Source organism: Alloalcanivorax balearicus MACL04 (genome assembly GCF_025532145.1).
Classification (GTDB): Bacteria; Pseudomonadota; Gammaproteobacteria; order Pseudomonadales; family Alcanivoracaceae; genus Alloalcanivorax; species Alloalcanivorax balearicus.
Genome location: NZ_ARXS01000007.1, coordinates 34,870 through 51,559, shown reverse-complemented (window position 1 = coordinate 51,559; position 16,690 = coordinate 34,870). Strand labels below are relative to the sequence as shown.

The following is a 16,690-nucleotide window of genomic DNA, read 5'->3' as shown; positions in this document are numbered from 1 at the left end:
GCTCCACAATCCAGGGGGAGGAGCGCTCAAGGCGCCCTCCCCTTTGCCGTCTTCATCGCAACAGGCTTCTTTCATGAAATACACTATCGTTCCGCTGCTTGCCCTGGCTCTGAGCGCCTGCGATCAGGGCGACCGGCCGGAGCCCGGCACTTCCGTTCAGGCAGCCGTGGAGTCCGGTCCACAGCGGCAGTTGCCGCCGGATCTGAACAGCATCTATAACCAGGAAGCGCCGATTCCGCCGCAGTGCTATACCCGCACCGAAGGCGACTTCAATCCCTGCTACACCTGTCATCAGACCTATCCGAACCGGACTCGTCCCAACACCATGTGGGATGGTTACCTGCAGGGCAGCTACGATTTTTCCGAACTGGGCGAGACCAACCACTGGCTCAACCTGTTCGTGGACCGGCGTGACGCCGTGGCGAAGATGTCGGATCAGGACATCATTCGCTACATCAACCAGGACAATTACACGCCTTACATGAAGGCGCTGGCTGAGAACAGCGACTGGAAAGGACCGGTCCCTTATATTCGCAATCTTCAGAACGGCGCCCGCGCCTTCGACGAGCAGGGTTTCGCCCGCGATGGCAGCCACTGGGTAGCCTTCAACTACAAACCTCTGCCCAGCACGTTCTGGCCCACCAACGGTAGCACCGATGACGTCATGGTGCGGTTGCCCGAAAAATTTCGCACCAGCACCTGCCTGGCCGGCGAGTCCCGGGACGTCTATCTGGCCAATCTGTCGTTGATGGAAATGGCGATCAAGGAGCTGGACAGTATCACCACACCACCGATCGACGAAACCGCGGTCTGCACCGATCTGGATGGTGACGGCACTCTGGCCACCGCCCACGAAATAGCGCGACGGGATCATTATCTCGGCGGCGCCGAGGATGTCCCCGTCACCAACATGCTCTACCCCACAGGCATCGAATTTCTGCATACGGTGCGTTATGTGGGCGTGGACGATCAAGGTAATATCGGCATTCCCCGGCGCATGAAGGAAGTGCGCTACATGAACAAAATTCGCTCTTTCAATAGCGCTCAGTTGAAATCATTGTACGGCAATGAACATCAGGAAAAGGCCGAGGGCAACCTGCCCACCTATACCGACCATGGCGATCGAGGCATGGATAACGGCTTTGGTTGGATGGTGCTGGGCTTCATCGAAAAGGCGGACGGCAGCCTGCGCCCGCAGAGCAACCAGGAACAGCGTTTCTGTATGGGCTGCCACACCACCGTTGGCACCACCATCGACCAGACTTTCGCTTTCCCCCGCAAAGTCACCGGTGCCGAGGGCTGGGGCTACATCGATCTGAAAGGCATGCCGGATGCGCCGGCACTGAATCAGCCCCTGGGTGAGATCGCCCAATACCTCGGTCTGGTCGGTGGCGGTAACGAGTTCCGTGAGAATGGCGAAATGCAAACGCGCTGGTTCAACGAGGACGGCAGCGTCGATTTGGAAAAGATCGCCAAGGCCGATGTCTACGAACTGATCACGCCGAGCCGCGACCGCGCCCTGTCACTGAACAAGGCCTACAAGTTGATCGTCGAGGAACAGAGCTTCCTGTACGGCCGCGACGCCACCCTGGCGCCAGCGAAGAATGTGTTCCGTCATATCAACCCGGACGACATCGAACCTCTGAAACCGGAAAAACGCATCGACGGCTATGAAATCCGGCTGGATTGGTCCGCTGGCACGAATTGAGTGTCAACTCTATTCAGGACGGGTCACACACAAAAAAAGGCCGGCTATTGCCGGCCTTTTTTATCAGCGGAAGCGAAACTCAGGAGAACGGATTACGCTTGATGATGGTTTCCACCCGATCCGGTCCGGTGGAAATAATGTCGATGGGCGCGCCGGTCACTTCCTCGATGCGCTTGAGGTAGGCCTTCGCGTTTTCCGGCAGGTCCTCGAGCTTCTTCACGCCCAGGGTGGATTCCTTCCAGCCCGGCAGGGATTCGTACATCGGCGTCACTTCGGCGTAGCTGTCCGCGTCCCAGGCGCACTCCAGTTTGTCACCGGCGGCGTTTTTATAGCCCACGCAGATACGCACTTCTTCCAGGCCATCCAGCACGTCCAGCTTGGTCAGACACAGACCACTGATCGAGTTGATCTGGATAGCCCGCTTCAAAGCGATGGCGTCAAACCAGCCGCAACGCCGGGCGCGGCCGGTGGTGGCACCGAACTCGTGGCCTTTTTCGGCCAGATAGCGGCCGGTCTCGTCGAACAGCTCGGTGGGGAAGGGGCCGCCACCTACCCGGGTGGTATAGGCCTTGGTAATCCCCAGCACGTAATCAAGATACAGCGGGCCGAAGCCGGAACCGGTGGCGGCACCGCCGGCGGTGGTGTTGGAACTGGTCACGTAGGGGTAGGTGCCGTGGTCGATGTCCAGCAGCGTGCCCTGGGCGCCCTCGAACATGATGTTTTCACCACGCTCGCGCGCGTGATGCAGCTCGGCGGTGACATCGCATACCATCGGGCGCAGCTCTTCCGCCATGGCCAGCAGATCGTCCAGCGTCTTCTGGAAATCCACCGGCTCGGCATTGTAGAAGCTGCGCAGGATGAAGTTATGGTAATCCATCACTTCACCCAGCTTGGCGGCGAACCGTTCACGGTGGAACAGATCGCCGAGACGCACGCCACGGCGCGCCACTTTGTCTTCGTAAGCCGGGCCGATGCCGCGACCGGTGGTGCCGATCTTCTGGGCACCGCGCGCCACTTCACGGGCCTGATCCAGGGCCACGTGCACCGGCAGGATCAGCGGGCAGGCGGAAGACAATCGCAGACGCTCACGCACCGGCACGCCCTGCTCCTCCAGCCCCCGCATTTCCTTGAGCAAAGCGTCCGGCGCCAGCACCACGCCGTTGCCGATCATGCATTGCACGCCGTCGCGGAGAATGCCGGACGGAATCAGATGCAGCACGGTCTTCTTGCCATCGATCACCAGGGTATGGCCGGCATTATGCCCGCCTTGGAAACGGGCCACGTAGGCCACCTGATCGGTGAGCAGATCGACGATCTTGCCCTTGCCTTCATCACCCCATTGGGTACCGAGAATTACGACGTTCTTGCCCATGGCTATCGCTGCTTCGCTGTTCAGGAGGAAATGGGTTGAATGGTCCAGCCATTGTCGGCGGCCACCAGTTGCCGGTCACACCCCAGTTCGCCGGGGTCGTTATCGGCGCCGGGCAGAGCCAGCACCACACGTTCGCCGTCCGCGCGCAATGCCGCCACTTCAGCGGTAAAGGCGGCATCGGACAGCTTGCCCCCCCCCGGGGCACGGCGGCCAAAGCCGCCAGTTTCTTCAGGTCGGCACTGAAGCCGGTGGCCGGACGGGCCCGGCCAAACACTTCACCGATATGATCATAGCGGCCGCCCTTGGCCAGCGGTTCACTGTCACCGGGCAGATAAACCGCCAGCACCACACCGGTATGGTAGTGGTAGCCGCGCAGTTCCCCGAGATCCAGGTGTAACCGGGCCGGACAGCCGGCCAGCGCTTCAGCCAGCGCCTCAAGGGCGGCCAGTGCCGCCAGGGCCTCGGGGAAATCCGCCAGCAACGCCCGGGCCTGCTCGAACACCGCGCTGTCGCCGTCCAGGAAAGGCAGTTCCGCCAGCGCCCGGCTGGCCGCCGCCGGCAGCGTCCGCTCAGCCAGAAACGCATCCAGTTCCGTGCGCGCCTTGCGCAAGTAGATGTCTTCCAGACGGGCCTGGTCGGCGGCGGTCAGATCGCAGGCCGCCACCAGAGAACGGAAAATGCCGACATGGCCCAGGTCCAGCACCACCTGATCCTGGATTCCGGCCAGAGCCATGGTTTCCAGCATCAATAGAATGACTTCTAGATCGCTTTCGGCACCGTCATGGCCGAACAGTTCCACGCCCAATTGGTAAGGCACGCGGCTACCGCCGGCCTGGGCCGGGCGGGCACGCAGCGCGGTGGAGCAGTAACACAGCCGCGTCGGCGCACGGTGACGCAGACTGTGGGCGTCCATGCGCGCCACCTGGGGCGTCATATCCGCGCGCACGCCCATCAGACGGCCGCTGAGTTGATCGGTAATTTTGAAGGTTTCCCGCTCCAGGTCACGGCCGGCGCCGTTGAGCAGGGATTCCAGGAATTCGATGAGCGGCGGAAATACCAACTCATAGCCCCAGGACTGGTACAGGTCCAGCGCCCGGCGCCGCAGGTGCTCGATGGCCCTGGCGCGTTCGGGAAGGACCTCTTCCACGCCATCGGGGAGCAACCACTGTTCTTCCTGATTCATTGTCATGCTCTCAAAGTCACATGCCCGGCCGCAGGAACAGCAGAATACCCGCGCCCACAGCCATGGCCACCAGGCCACAGACGCGCAGTATCCGGCCATCCAGACGGGCCAGTTCGAGGGCGGCGCGGCGCATGCGCTCCGGAGCCAGCGCCAGGGGTAGCCCCTCGATCACCAGCACCAGACACAACGCCTTGATCAGCAGAATCCAGTCCATCCGGAGCCTGTCCACAAAAAAACCGGGTGCCAGGCACCCGGTTACGGCATTCTACCATGGACCAAGGGCCGACGACTAACGGCCGCCCTCGGAGTCTTTTAGATACCTGAAGAAATCGCTATCCGGTTCCAGCAGCAGGATGTCATTGGGCGATTTGAAGCTTTCCCGATAGGCTTGCAGGCTGCGGTAGAAGCGGAAAAACTCTTCATCGCGGGAGTAGGCGCGGGCGTAAATGCCGGTGGCAAGGGCATCCCCTTCACCACGGACTTTCTGTGCCTCTTCATAGGCCCGCGCCACGGTCTCGGTTTCCTCGCGATCGGCCGCGGCACGGATCCGCTCCGCTTCCTCGCGCCCCTCGGAGCGATGCTCGGAGGCATCCCGGGCCCGCTCGGCACGCATCCGGTCGAACACCCGGCCACGCACTTCATCGGGCCAATCCACCTGCTTCACGCGGACATCCACCACTTCGATCCCCAAGTCCTGGAGAGTGGCGGCGTTCACTTCCTCGGCCACCGAGTTCATCAGCTTCTCACGCTGATCGTGCTTGTCTTCCAACAACGCCTGGGTAGCCCCTTTCTCCTGCACTTTCTTGCGGAATTCCTCGTCCTCTTCGGACGCCAGTTGCTCCTCGCTTTTGTCGAGGGCCTCACCGGTGCTCACCGCGGACGGATCCAGCGCCTCATCAGGCAGCTCGCCACCTCGACCCGCCACCACTTCCTGCACCGTGCGGGCGGCGAACTGGTTCCGCAACGCCTCGTTGACACGCGGATCGAGCAACTCCCGGGCACGGCGCTCCATCACCATGCTGTTGTTGGAGCCCGCGCCGACACTGACGATATAGCGCTGGACGTCGGCAATACGCCAAGTCACGAAGGCATCCACATTCAGCAGCTTCTTCTCACCGGTGAGAAACGCCTGGGTGGGCACATCGTGGGTCAACAGACGGCCATCCACGCGAATCACTTCGTCGATCAGCGGCACCTTCGGATACAGCCCGGGTTTGATGTCCGTGCTTTCGATCCGGCTGAAGCGCTTGAGCACCGCCTTCTCGGTTTCATTGACGATATAGAATGAATCGAATGCCAGCAGCAATAGTACGCCCGCCGCCACCAGCATCAGCCAACCTCGTGTACCCATCAGCGAATCTCCGTGCGGTTGGTGTTATACAGGCTGCGCGGCGTCTGGCCCCCGCTGCTTCCACCGTCATCGGCGCCCGCATTGGTGGTGCGTGATGTGCTACTGGAAGACCCGCCGGAGCCACTCTCGCCCCCTTTCGCGGTTTCCCTTGGCTTCATCAGTTGATCCAGAGGCAGATACATCAGGTTATTGCCGTTTTTCACATCAACCAGAACCTTGCTGGATGCGCCCAGCACTTCCGTGATGGTGTCCAGATATAAACGGTGCCGGGTGATGGACGGCGCCTTCTCATATTCAGCTACCAGATCCTCGAAGCGCGCGGCGTTACCCTGGGCTTCGGCCACCACCTTGGCTTTGTAGGCCTTGGCCTCCTCGGTGATCCGCGCCGCCTTACCACGAGCTTGTGGAATGATCGCGTTGTAGTACGCCTCCGCTTCCTTCTTGAAGCGGTCCTCATCCTCACGGGCCTTGGCCACGTCGTCAAAGGCGTCACGCACGGCATCCGGTGCCGCGGTACGATCCAGCACCACCTGGTTGATCACCAGGCCGGTGTTATAGCGATCCAGGTATTCCTGCAGCCGCTTGCGCACCTCCAGGCGAATATCCTCACGCTGATCACGCAGCACGTCATCCATGGTGGAACTGCCCACCACATGACGCAGCGCGGAGCTGGTGGCGTGTTCAAGAATGGCTTCCGGAGCGGCCACCCGCAGCAGAAACGCCTGGGGGTCCAGCACCTTGTACTGTACTTCCAGTGTCACGGAGACGATATTGGTGTCGCGGGTGAGCATTTCTTCGCTCAGCTCGTAGCTGCGGTTCTGGCCCACATCCACCTTCATCGCCTGTTCGATCACCGGCGCGCGCCAGTTCAGGCCCGGCTCCACTATGCGGTTGAACTTGCCGAAGCGCAGTACCACGCCCTGCTCCCGCTGGTCCACCTGGTAAAAGCCCATCATCACATAGCCGACCACCAGCACCAGAGCGACGATGATCAGCAGTCCTTTCGGTACGCCAGCGCCTCGCTTGCCACCGCCACCGCTGCCACCTTTACCTCCGAACAGACCGTTGATGCGGTCCTTCAGATTCTTCAGCGCTTCATCGAGATCGGGTGGACGTTGATCTCCGCCACCGCCCCCACCCCAGGGATCCCTGGGTTTATTACCGCCAGGTTCATTCCAGGCCATTGATTTCTCCGTTATCCCGCTTTGTGCGAGCGTTCTGGATTGTAGGAATGGGCCGAGCCCTCTGCAACCTGAGGCGCGGGCACCAACACATCCTTTTCGCTGAGACCCGCTTCTCGCAGCAGGCGTTCAAAGTGCACCCGATTCAGATGCACCCTCAGCAACATGGCGCCGTCGGTGCCGGCTTCCTCCGCCAGCACCTCGCCCGCCTCATGCAAACGCGCTCTCAGGCGCCCGGCCTCCGGCGGCAAACGCAGCCACCGGTCCACCCAGTGTTCAGCCAGACGTTCGGCGATCGCCTGGTGCAACAAATCAAACCCTTTCTGCTCCCGGGCCGACAGCCACACTCTCCACGGTAGCCCCTGTTCGTCCCGGTCCAGCCGGGGCGTCTCACCGAAACGGTCCACCTTGTTGTAGACATGCAACACCGGCACCTGATCGGCACCAATCTCTTCCAGCACCTCATTCACCGACGCCACGTTATCGTCGCGCTCTTCGGCACTGCAATCCGTGATATGGAGCAGCAAGGAAGCGTTGATGGTTTCCTCCAGGGTGGCCCGAAAGGCCTCCACCAGACGGTGAGGCAAATGGCGGATAAAACCCACGGTATCCGCCAGAATCGCTGGTCCCACGCCCGGCACCCGCACCTTGCGCAGGGTCGGGTCCAAAGTGGCGAACAGCTGGTCCGCCACATAAACCTCGCCGGTGGTCAGCGCGTTGAACAGGGTGGACTTGCCGGCGTTGGTGTAGCCCACCAGGGAGATCAGCGGCGTCTCCGACCGGTCACGGGCCCGGCGCCCCTGTTCTCGCTGCTTGCGCACCTTTTCCAGACGAGCCTCGATGGCGCGGATACGATCCCGGATCAGGCGACGGTCCGTTTCCAGCTGTGTTTCCCCGGGACCACGCAGGCCAATGCCGCCCTTCTGCCGCTCCAAGTGAGTCCAGCCGCGCACCAGCCTTGAAGCCAGATGCCGCAATTGGGCCAGCTCCACCTGCAGACGCCCTTCGTGGGTACGGGCACGCTGGGCGAAGATGTCCAGGATCAGGCCGGTACGGTCAAGTACCCGGCATTTCGCCGCCCGCTCCAGATTGCGCTCCTGGGCCGGGCTGAGCGCGTGGTTGAACAGCACCACGTCGGCCTCTTCCTGGCGTACCAATTCGGCCAGTTCCTCGCTCTTGCCGCTGCCGATGAACAGTGCCGGATCAGGACGGTCGCGCTTGCCCAGCAATTCCGCCACGGGCACCACGCCGCTGGACACCACCAGGTGGTGGAATTCCTCCAGATCCTCCCGCCCGAAGGCGTCGGGCAGGTCCATGTGCACCAGAATGGCCCGTTCGCCAGCCCCGGTGCGTACCTGTTCAGTACGTTCGAATAAATCCATGGACCTCAGTGTACCCACAGTCCGCGGGAACGCCACAAATACGACGGACCGAATGTAATTTCCGCCATCACGTCAACAGCGCCGTGCAGGGTGGTCGACAAAACAAAGCCACGCCGCAAGGGCGTGGCTTTGCATAAGCCGGAACAGGCGACGCGGCTATTGATTACCGTATTCGTCACCCGCCCCAGCCTGGCCGCCAGCGGCGGCACCGGTGGTGCCTTGCATGGCCGGATTACCACCGCCGGACGCACGCGGATTGCGGGCGGGCACCACGGTGGAAATAGCATGCTTATACACCATTTGGCTTACCGCGTTTTTCAGCAGTACCACGTACTGGTCGAAAGACTCGATTTGCCCCTGCAGTTTGATTCCGTTAACCAGAAAGATAGAAACCGGAATACGTTCCTTTCTCAGCGCATTGAGAAAAGGGTCTTGTAGCGAATGCCCTTTTGACATGGCAGTTCTCCTCAGCATCCAAATATAAAAAGTAGCGCCCAACGGTTCGGGCAATCAGCGCATTGAATCCGCGTCCTGCGAGTGTTCAATTCAATGTTGTACCCCGGTCGTCCAGGACCGGCCATCCGAGCCCGGACATCCTTGATTCCGGGCCCTGAATCCGTTCATTGATTCATCCGGCAACATGACCTTGAAAAAGTTTCACCCCAGATCATTCTCACCGCTACTAAACACGGATTTACAAACCTGCGCAAGCCGCGCCGCGCACGCCTTGCGCTGGTTCTCCTCGGTACTGTCGTACCACTGCAATCCGGGCCATTTTCGCAACCAGGTGAGCTGCCGTTTCGCCAACTGGCGTGTCGCAATAATACCTTTTTCGACCATGGTCGGGTAATCCCATTGGCCGTCCAAATAGGCCCATACCTGTCGGTAGCCCACGGCTTTGATCGCCGGCAGGTTCCCGTGCAAATCGCCGCGAAGAAACAGTCTTTCCACTTCTTCCAACAATCCGTCCCGCAACATGGCGTGGAAGCGCTGCTCGATACGCCGATGCAATTCCTCACGCGGCGGCGCCACCGCCAGACTCAGTACCGGCGAGGGCAGACCACTGAAACGGTAAAAACCCTGTTCCAGAGCTTCCGCGCGGGTCTCGTGCCGGGCATGGAACGCCGATAGCGGCTCGCCGGTGAGCCGGTACACTTCCAACGCCCGCTGCAGCCGCTGCCGATCACCGGGTTTAAGGCGCCCGGCGCTGGCCGGGTCGACCCGGGCCAGTTCCGCGTGCACCGCGGGCCACCCTTCCCGTTCGGCCAGGGCGGCGATTTCCGCCCGCACCGCCGGGGCCGCCGGTGGCATCGGCGCCAGCCCATCCGTCAGGGCCTTGAAATACAGCATGGTGCCGCCGACCAGCAGCGGCACTTTGCCACGCCGCTGGATATCCTCGATCTCGGCCAGCGCGTCAGTACGAAAATCCGCCGCCGAATAGGGCTGCGACGGATCCCGGAACCCCAATAACCGATGGGGCGCTTTCGCCAGTTCTTCCTTAGTGGGGCATGCGGCACCGATTTCCAACCCCCGATACACCAAAGCGGAGTCCACATTGATGATTTCCATTGGCAGCCGGCTTACGGCGTCCATGGCCAAGGCGGTTTTACCGGCCCCGGTTGGCCCCATCAGGAAGACAACGGGCCGGCGTCCAGCGTCCATTACTGCCCCCGCATGAACAGGCGATCCAGGTCCTTGACGCTCATCTGGGTCCAGGTCGGGCGACCGTGGTTGCATTGCCCCGAACGCTCGGTGGCCTCCATATCCCGCAACAGAGCATTCATTTCCGGGATAGTCAGCTTGCGATTGGCGCGTACGCTGCCGTGGCAGGCCATGGAGGACAACAGCGCATCCAGATGCTGCTCGATGCGCTCACTGCTGCCGTGGGCGAGCAGGTCGGAAAGTACGTCACGGACCAGCGTCTCGCTGTCGGCGTTACGCAGCAACACCGGTACTTCCCGCACCATCAGGGTTTCCGGCCCGGCCCGTTCGACGCCAAAACCGAGACGCTGGAACACTTCCGGCTGCTGCTCGGCGAAATCCGCCTCCCGTGATGACACCGCCATGGACACCGGCACCAGTAAGGGCTGCCCACGCACTTTCTCCTCGGCCCAGTCCCGCTTGAGCCGCTCATAGGTGATGCGCTCATGAGCCGCGTGCATGTCCACCAGCACCATGCCGTGCTCATTCTCGGCGATGATGAAAATGCCATGGATCTGCGCCACCGCGTAGCCCAACGGCGGCGTCTGGCCTGGTTCCGGCACCGGCATCGGCACGGCTTCCGGGCGGGGCGTCACCAACGAACCGTAGGCACTGGCCTGACGGTCGCCGTCGGCAACCGATGGCGGCGGACGATAAGCCGGCGCCGCGCCCCCACCCTGGTACCCAGTCCCACTGACATCCGCCCCGCTGTCGCGGGGCTGGGTCAACGGCATGGCTCCCTGAGTCGGCGCTGACCAGGAGGGCATCGTCTGCGGCGACGCCTGCACGTCCAGCCGGTCCGCCGGGCGCACCTCGGCGATCGCCCGGTGCAGGGTCCGATAGAGAAAGTCATGGACCATGCGCTGCTCGCGGAAACGCACTTCGTGCTTGGTGGGGTGCACGTTCACATCCACCAGTGCTGGATCCAGTTCCAGGAACAGCACAAACGCCGGCTGGCGGCCATGGTAGAGCACATCGGAATAGGCCTGCCGCACCGCGTGGCTGACCACCTTGTCGCGGATCACCCGGCCGTTCACATAGAAGTACTGCAAGTCCGCCTGGGAACGGGAGAAGGTCGGCAGCCCGAGCCAGCCATGCAGGCGCAGGCCGGCGTGGGACACGTCCACCGGCATCGACTGCTCCATGAAAGCACTGCCGCACAATCGCGCCACCCGGGCGGCCCGCAGCGCCTCGTTGTCGCCACTGGGCAGCTGGTGCACCACTTTCTGGTTGTGGCTGAGCCGGAATCCGGTCTGGAACTCACTCAGGGCGATGCGCCGGAACACTTCCTCCAGATGGTTGAACTCGGTTTTCTCGGTGCGCAGGAAACGGCGCCGGGCCGGGGTGTTGAAGAACAGGTCGCGCATGGTCACGGTGGTACCGCGCGGATGCCCCGCCGGCGTCACCGAAGGGGCCATGTCGCGGCCTTCCACCACCACTTCCCAGCCTTCCGCCTGCTCACCGGTATTACTGGTCAGGCTCAGCCGCGACACCGAACTGATCGCCGCCAGCGCCTCACCGCGAAACCCCAGGGTGCCGATGGCTTCCAGGTCCTCGGCCACATGGATCTTGCTGGTGGCATGCCGGGATAACGCCAACGGCAGCTCGTCCCGCTCGATGCCGCTACCGTCGTCGCGAACCCGAATCAGCTTGGTGCCGCCCTGCTCCACGTCCACGGTGATCTGCCGGGCACCAGCATCCAACGCGTTTTCCAGCAGTTCCTTGAGTACCGACGCCGGCCGTTCCACCACTTCACCCGCGGCGATCTGGTTGGCGAGGCGGGAATCCAGCAGTTGAATCTTGGACAAAATGGTCTCCCGGGGTCGCGGCCCCTGCTTTGTTTCCGCTTTCCGGGATCAGGAGCCCGGAATGGTCAGCAACTGCCCCACCACGATACGGTCGCCGTTGAGATTGTTGGCGGCGCGCAAGGCGTCCTCGGACACCTGATGGGCACGGGCGATGGCGGACAGGGTATCACCGGGCTGGATGCGGTATTGATCCCCCTGCTGCCGGCGCTGGGCGGCGAAGTAGCTGTTCGGAGCCGGGTGGGTCTGGAAATAGCGTTTAACGCCATTGGTCACCGCCCGGGCGATACGAGCCTGATGGGTACTGGAGCGCAACAGACCCTCTTCCTCGCGGTTGGAAATAAACCCGGTCTCCACCAACACCGACACCATTTCCGGCTCCTTCAATACGGCGAAGCCGGCCTGTTCCACCGTGGTCCGGTCGCCATGCAGCTTGGTGACACCGTTGAATTCCTGCAGGATCTGCCGCCCGAGATAGAGGCTGTGCGCCATGGAGCCGGACATGCGCATGTCCGCCAGCACGCTGAGCAGGTTGGAGTCGTCCTTCTCCTCCTCGTAGACCCCGGCAACACGGTCGGATTCGTTGGCGATCTTGGCCAGATAACGGGCCCGGGCACTGGTGGCGCCGCTGTTGGACAGCGCGAATACACTGGCGCCCCGGGCGCGGGCATCGGTGAAGGCATCGGCGTGGATCGAGATGAACACGTCGGCGTGATTGTCCTCACGGGCGATGCGGCGGCGCTCCGCCAATGGCACATAGTAGTCGCCATCACGAACCAGCACCGCGCGCATGCCCGGCTCGTTGTTGATCATGTTGTAAACCTTCTTGGCGATCTGCAGCACCACCACTTTTTCCTTGGTGCCCCGGGGGCCTCTGGCGCCGGGGTCCTCGCCGCCATGCCCGGCATCCACCGCGACGATCATTTCACGGGGCTTTTCCGCCGAGGCCTTGGGTTTGGGAATGGTCTTCGCCGGCGGCGGATCCTTATCGAAGAGATCCACCACCAGACGCCAGCCATGCGGTGCCACCGGTTTCAGCAGATTGGTGCGCGGCCGCACCGCCGCCTTGAGGTCGAATACGATGCGGGTCTTGTCCGCGTGCTGTCCCACACGGATATCCGCCACCGGCCCGTTACCCGCATCCAGCGTTTTCACGTCAAAGTTGAAATCGGTGTCCATCAGGTCCACCACCACCCGGTCCGGGTTGGCGAGGATGTCCACCTTGTGCTCCACCGGGTCCGGCAGATCAAACACCACCCGGGTATGATCCGGAGCCCGGTGCATGCGCACGGAATCCACTTTCACCGCCGCCTGTGCCGCCATCGTCAGAAGGCCGCCCAGCATGCCGATGAGCAGACGCCATGCCATTATTCCCCGGACGGACTTACGCTGATTTACACCCATAGTTCGGCTACGCCCACTCCAAATTCGCATTACGCCCCGGCGGCTGCACGGTCAGTGTCACGGTGAGATCCGGCGCCGGAATCACCCCCGCGCCTTTTTGCGGCCATTCCAACACACACAGCCCGTGGCCGTCGAAATAATCCCGAATGCCGATCAATTCCAACTCCTCGGGATCCGCCAGCCGGTACAAGTCAAAATGATAGATATGGACGCCATCGAGCTCATAGGGTTCCACCAGCGTGTAAGTCGGGCTCTTCACCGCCCCCTGGTGTCCCAGCCCCCGCAGCAGCCCGCGCATCAGGGTGGTCTTGCCCGCCCCCAGGTCCCCCAACAGGTAAACGCATTGGCCGGATTTGAGCACGGCGGCCAATTCCGCGCCCAGGGCCAGGGTGGCCGTCTCGTCCGCCAAATAGCGGGATCCGGTTGGTTTATTTTCCATTCAATTCCCATCGTAACGGCGGTAAAAGATCCGTGGCCAACAGCCCGCGCTCGCCGTGCTCGGCGGCGGCCCGATCGGCGGCCCGGGCATGCGCCATGGCGCCCAGGGTAGCGGCCAGATACGGCGGAACCCCCTGGGCCAGTAACGCGGCGATAACGCCGGTGAGCACATCGCCCATGCCGCCACTGCCCATGCCAGGGTTGCCGTCGCTGATCAGAGCGCAACCGTCCCCGCCACGCACCAGAGTACCCAGCCCCTTGAGCAGGGCGGTACCGCCGTAACGGCTGGCCAGGGCTTCCACGGCGGCAAAGCGATCCCGTTGCACAGTGGCGCTGTCGCTGCCCAACAGCCGTCCGGCCTCACCGGGATGGGGCGTCAATACCCAGTGATCGTTGGCGTCCACGCCCCAGTCGGCCAGCAAGTTCAGGGCATCGGCGTCCAGCACCAGCGGCAGGTCCGTCATCAGCGCCCGTTTCAGTAACGTTTGCCCCCACTCGCCAGTGCCCAGCCCCGGCCCCACCGCCACTACCGTGGCCCGTTCCAGCAGTGGCTCCAGCTCGGCGACGTCCTCCACCGCCCGCGCCATGATTTCCGGCTGCCGGGCCAGTACCGCGGTCAGATTTTCGGCGCGGGTGGCGAGACTGACCAAACCAGCGCCGCAGCGGGCAGCGGCCTGGGCGCTCATGGACGGCGCGCCGGCGAAACCATGGTCGCCACCGATCACCAGGACGTGACCGTAATGGCCCTTGTGGCCGTCACGGCGCCGACGCGGCAGCCAGCGGCGCAGATCCAAGGGCGTAGGCCGCCAAACCGGATCGGGTATGGCCTGATACACGGCCTCGTCCACGTTAAGGCCGGAGAACACCAGTTGGCCGCTGTGGCATGGCCCCACCCCGGTGAGCAGGCCGCGGTTCACGCCGATGAAGGTAATGGTGCAATCCGCGCTCAACACGGCACCGGCGCTGGCCCCTGAGTCCGCCGACAAGCCGGAGGGAACATCCAGAGCCAGTACCGGCTTGCCCAAGGCATCGAGCGCCTGCAGCAAAGCCCGCATGTCGTCGCGCAACGCCCCGCTGATGCCGGTTCCCAGCAGGCCGTCCACCAATAGCGGCGCGGTAAGCGGCAGGTTATCCAGATTCAATGGCTGCATCGGCACCCCGGCATCACGGGCCGCCTCCGCCATGGCCAGGGCATCACCGCCAAGGCGATCCAGCGGACGCCACTGATACACCACGGGCCGCAGCCCGGCTTCCTGGGCCAGGCGCGCCACCACATAGCCGTCACCACCGTTGTTACCCGCACCGCACAAGATCGCCGGCTCACGCACCTCCGGCCAACGCTGCAGCATCAGGTCAAAGGCGGCCTGTCCCGCCCGGGCCATCAGCGTGGCGCCGCTGACGCCCCCGGCAATGGCGAGCCGGTCCAGTTCCCGGGTCTGGGCGGCGCTGTAAAGTCGATTGGGTAACGGTGCCATGGCCATCGCTGCTATCCTGTCGCGAACATCCTCCATTATACGTTGACCACGTACAGTTCTCGATCACTCCATGGATTTCACTCATTTCAAAACACAACTGGCCGAACAGGCCAGGCTGCTGGGTTTCCAGCAACTTGGGGTGGCCGATATCGACCTCGGAGAGGCCGAGACGAGGTTGCGACGCTGGTTGGACGCCGGATACCACGGTGAAATGAAGTGGATGGAAGCCCATGGACACAAGCGTTCAAGACCACGGGAGCTGGAACCCGGCACTCTGCGGGTGATCTCCCTGCGCATGAATTATCTGCCGCCGGACACCCAGCCGGTGAAGCTGCTCAAGCAGGGCGAGAAGGCCTATGTGTCACGCTACGCTCTGGGACGCGACTATCACAAGCTGGTACGCAAGCGGCTGGCGACACTGGCGCGCTGGATCCGCGAACAAGTCAGTGACAGCGAACTGGCCCGGGCGTTTGTCGACAGCGCGCCGGTGATGGAAAAGCCGCTGGCCGCCAAAGCCGGACTGGGCTGGCAGGGCAAGCATACGCTACTGATCAATCGCGAGGCCGGCAGTTGGTTTTTTCTCGGCGAGATCTACACCGATCTGCCATTGCCAGTGGATCAGCCGGTGGAAGACCGCTGCGGCAAATGTTCCGCCTGTATGACGGTCTGCCCCACCGACGCCATCGTCGCCCCCTACCAGTTGGATGCCCGGCGTTGTATTTCCTACCTGACCATCGAGCATCCGGGCTCCATCCCGGAGACCCTCCGCGCCGGCATCGGCAACCGCGTCTTCGGTTGTGACGACTGCCAGCTCATGTGCCCCTGGAACCGTTTCGCTCAATTCACCGGCGAGGGCGACTTTCATCCCCGGCATCAGTTGGAAAACAGCGATCTGGTTACTCTGTTTCTGTGGGACGAAGCCACTTTCTTGCGTTGCACCGAAGGCTCGCCAATCCGCCGCGCCGGCTATCAGCGCTGGTTGCGCAATCTGGCGGTGGCGTTGGGCAATGGCCCGGCCAGCATGGAGGCCATCGGTGCGTTGCGCTCGCGGCGGGACGATCCCAGCGAGCTGGTGCGTGAGCACGTGAGCTGGGCCCTGCATCGCCTGTTGACCTGAACGACCACTTGGCAGGGGAACCTTTTCCCTGTGCAAAGACCCTACGTTTTATACGACAATCAAGTCACGTTATGTCAGGGAGAGCCCAATGAGGAGAGTCCAATGAAGAAAGTCAGCCTGTTGATCCCGGTGCTTGCCGCCGGCCTGCTCAGCGCCTGCGGCAAAGGCCCGAACGAGGCGGCGGAGTATCGCGAATCCGTGTTCAAGGCCGCCGCCTGGCACTTCGGCACCTTGGGTGCCATGGCCAAGGGCGAGCAGCCGTTCGATCAAGCGGTATTCGAGGAAAAAGCCGGCATCGTGGCGGACCTGTCCCACTTGCCCTGGGAAGGTTTCGCGGACGCCGGCTCCGCCGATGGCAGCCACGCCAAACCGGCGATCTGGGAAAACCGTGCCGACTTTGAAGGCAAAGCCCAGGACTTCCAGGACGCCGCCGCCGAGTTGGCCGAAATGGCTGGCGGCGCCGATCAGCAGGCATTGTTCGCGCAAGTAGGCAAAGTCGGCGAAACCTGCCGTGCCTGCCACACCGAATATCGCGAACGCTAAACCGCCCACGCCCCGGGGCCGCCACTGGCG

At 62.8% G+C, this 16,690-nt stretch carries 15 protein-coding genes; 3 read left to right on the top strand and 12 right to left on the bottom strand.

All coding sequences use genetic code 11. From position 1 onward, the window contains the following. Positions 1-73 precede the first annotated feature (73 nt). Positions 74-1,708: a hypothetical protein gene (locus MA04_RS08005; protein WP_262460047.1), complete on the top strand. Its 1,635-nt coding sequence runs from the start codon at positions 74-76 to the stop codon at positions 1,706-1,708. 79 nt (positions 1,709-1,787) lie between these two features. Here the strand turns inward: MA04_RS08005 and MA04_RS08000 are convergent, their stop codons facing one another. The 12 genes from MA04_RS08000 to MA04_RS07945 form a co-directional block, all read right to left on the bottom strand. Next, a complete protein-coding gene (locus MA04_RS08000; RefSeq protein ID WP_163123421.1) occupies positions 1,788-3,080 on the bottom strand; it encodes an adenylosuccinate synthase in 1,293 nt (430 codons plus the stop codon). Further along, a complete protein-coding gene (locus tag MA04_RS07995) occupies positions 3,040-4,263 on the bottom strand; it encodes an ATP phosphoribosyltransferase regulatory subunit (protein WP_262460046.1) in 1,224 nt (407 codons plus the stop codon). Before MA04_RS07995 ends, MA04_RS08000 begins: the two co-directional genes overlap by 41 nt. Before the next feature lie 16 nt (positions 4,264-4,279). Next, positions 4,280-4,477: a DUF2065 domain-containing protein gene (locus MA04_RS07990; RefSeq protein WP_163123414.1), complete on the bottom strand. Its 198-nt coding sequence runs from the start codon at positions 4,475-4,477 to the stop codon at positions 4,280-4,282. A gap of 75 nt (positions 4,478-4,552) precedes the next feature. Next, positions 4,553-5,614, bottom strand: a complete 1,062-nt coding sequence (gene hflC, locus MA04_RS07985; RefSeq protein WP_163123411.1) for a protease modulator HflC — start codon at positions 5,612-5,614, stop codon at positions 4,553-4,555. Next, positions 5,614-6,798, bottom strand: coding sequence for an FtsH protease activity modulator HflK (gene hflK / locus MA04_RS07980; RefSeq protein ID WP_262460045.1), 1,185 nt, complete (start codon positions 6,796-6,798; stop codon positions 5,614-5,616). The genes hflC and hflK overlap by 1 nt, the downstream gene beginning before the upstream one ends. 11 nt (positions 6,799-6,809) lie before the next feature. After that, positions 6,810-8,177, bottom strand: coding sequence for a ribosome rescue GTPase HflX (gene hflX / locus MA04_RS07975; RefSeq protein WP_163123405.1), 1,368 nt, complete (start codon positions 8,175-8,177; stop codon positions 6,810-6,812). A 156-nt stretch (positions 8,178-8,333) separates the two neighbouring features. Further along, positions 8,334-8,633 carry an RNA chaperone Hfq gene (gene hfq, locus MA04_RS07970; protein WP_014993139.1) on the bottom strand — a complete coding sequence of 100 codons (300 nt, stop codon included), beginning with the start codon at positions 8,631-8,633 and terminating at the stop codon, positions 8,334-8,336. A gap of 201 nt (positions 8,634-8,834) precedes the next feature. Then, positions 8,835-9,839, bottom strand: a complete 1,005-nt coding sequence (gene miaA / locus MA04_RS07965) for a tRNA (adenosine(37)-N6)-dimethylallyltransferase MiaA (RefSeq protein ID WP_262460044.1) — start codon at positions 9,837-9,839, stop codon at positions 8,835-8,837. Further along, positions 9,839-11,686, bottom strand: a complete 1,848-nt coding sequence (gene mutL / locus MA04_RS07960; RefSeq protein WP_262460043.1) for a DNA mismatch repair endonuclease MutL — start codon at positions 11,684-11,686, stop codon at positions 9,839-9,841. Before mutL ends, miaA begins: the two co-directional genes overlap by 1 nt. Before the next feature lie 48 nt (positions 11,687-11,734). Next, on the bottom strand, positions 11,735-13,051 hold the full coding sequence (locus tag MA04_RS07955; protein ID WP_316252588.1) for an N-acetylmuramoyl-L-alanine amidase: 1,317 nt from the start codon (positions 13,049-13,051) through the stop codon (positions 11,735-11,737). A 43-nt stretch (positions 13,052-13,094) separates the two neighbouring features. Beyond that, on the bottom strand, positions 13,095-13,526 hold the full coding sequence (gene tsaE, locus MA04_RS07950; RefSeq protein WP_163123394.1) for a tRNA (adenosine(37)-N6)-threonylcarbamoyltransferase complex ATPase subunit type 1 TsaE: 432 nt from the start codon (positions 13,524-13,526) through the stop codon (positions 13,095-13,097). Next, the gene (locus MA04_RS07945; RefSeq protein ID WP_262460042.1) at positions 13,516-15,006 is read right to left on the bottom strand and encodes an NAD(P)H-hydrate dehydratase; all 1,491 of its coding nucleotides are present in this window, start codon (positions 15,004-15,006) and stop codon (positions 13,516-13,518) included. Before MA04_RS07945 ends, tsaE begins: the two co-directional genes overlap by 11 nt. Positions 15,007-15,070: 64 nt before the next feature. Here MA04_RS07945 and queG point away from each other — a divergent pair, with 64 nt between their 5' ends. Then, complete coding sequence (gene queG / locus MA04_RS07940; RefSeq protein ID WP_262460041.1) at positions 15,071-16,117, top strand: tRNA epoxyqueuosine(34) reductase QueG; 1,047 nt, start codon at positions 15,071-15,073, stop codon at positions 16,115-16,117. 102 nt (positions 16,118-16,219) lie between these two features. Then, on the top strand, positions 16,220-16,660 hold the full coding sequence (locus MA04_RS07935) for a c-type cytochrome (RefSeq protein ID WP_163123385.1): 441 nt from the start codon (positions 16,220-16,222) through the stop codon (positions 16,658-16,660). The last annotated feature ends 30 nt before the right edge of the window (positions 16,661-16,690 follow it).

What these genes read in the sequence shown, in the direction of transcription:
- MA04_RS07955 (WP_316252588.1), bottom strand. Translation starts at nt 13,051, where the DNA reads ATGGCATGGCGTCTGCTCATCGGCATGCTGGGCGGCCTTCTGACGATG.
- MA04_RS08005 (WP_262460047.1), top strand. Translation starts at nt 74, where the DNA reads ATGAAATACACTATCGTTCCGCTGCTTGCCCTGGCTCTGAGCGCCTGC.
- MA04_RS07995 (WP_262460046.1), bottom strand. Translation starts at nt 4,263, where the DNA reads ATGAATCAGGAAGAACAGTGGTTGCTCCCCGATGGCGTGGAAGAGGTC.
- MA04_RS07945 (WP_262460042.1), bottom strand. Translation starts at nt 15,006, where the DNA reads ATGGCCATGGCACCGTTACCCAATCGACTTTACAGCGCCGCCCAGACC.
- miaA (WP_262460044.1), bottom strand. Translation starts at nt 9,839, where the DNA reads ATGGACGCTGGACGCCGGCCCGTTGTCTTCCTGATGGGGCCAACCGGG.
- tsaE (WP_163123394.1), bottom strand. Translation starts at nt 13,526, where the DNA reads ATGGAAAATAAACCAACCGGATCCCGCTATTTGGCGGACGAGACGGCC.
- queG (WP_262460041.1), top strand. Translation starts at nt 15,071, where the DNA reads ATGGATTTCACTCATTTCAAAACACAACTGGCCGAACAGGCCAGGCTG.
- MA04_RS08000 (WP_163123421.1), bottom strand. Translation starts at nt 3,080, where the DNA reads ATGGGCAAGAACGTCGTAATTCTCGGTACCCAATGGGGTGATGAAGGC.
- hflX (WP_163123405.1), bottom strand. Translation starts at nt 8,177, where the DNA reads ATGGATTTATTCGAACGTACTGAACAGGTACGCACCGGGGCTGGCGAA.
- MA04_RS07935 (WP_163123385.1), top strand. Translation starts at nt 16,220, where the DNA reads ATGAAGAAAGTCAGCCTGTTGATCCCGGTGCTTGCCGCCGGCCTGCTC.
- hflK (WP_262460045.1), bottom strand. Translation starts at nt 6,798, where the DNA reads ATGGCCTGGAATGAACCTGGCGGTAATAAACCCAGGGATCCCTGGGGT.
- hflC (WP_163123411.1), bottom strand. Translation starts at nt 5,614, where the DNA reads ATGGGTACACGAGGTTGGCTGATGCTGGTGGCGGCGGGCGTACTATTG.
- hfq (WP_014993139.1), bottom strand. Translation starts at nt 8,633, where the DNA reads ATGTCAAAAGGGCATTCGCTACAAGACCCTTTTCTCAATGCGCTGAGA.
- MA04_RS07990 (WP_163123414.1), bottom strand. Translation starts at nt 4,477, where the DNA reads ATGGACTGGATTCTGCTGATCAAGGCGTTGTGTCTGGTGCTGGTGATC.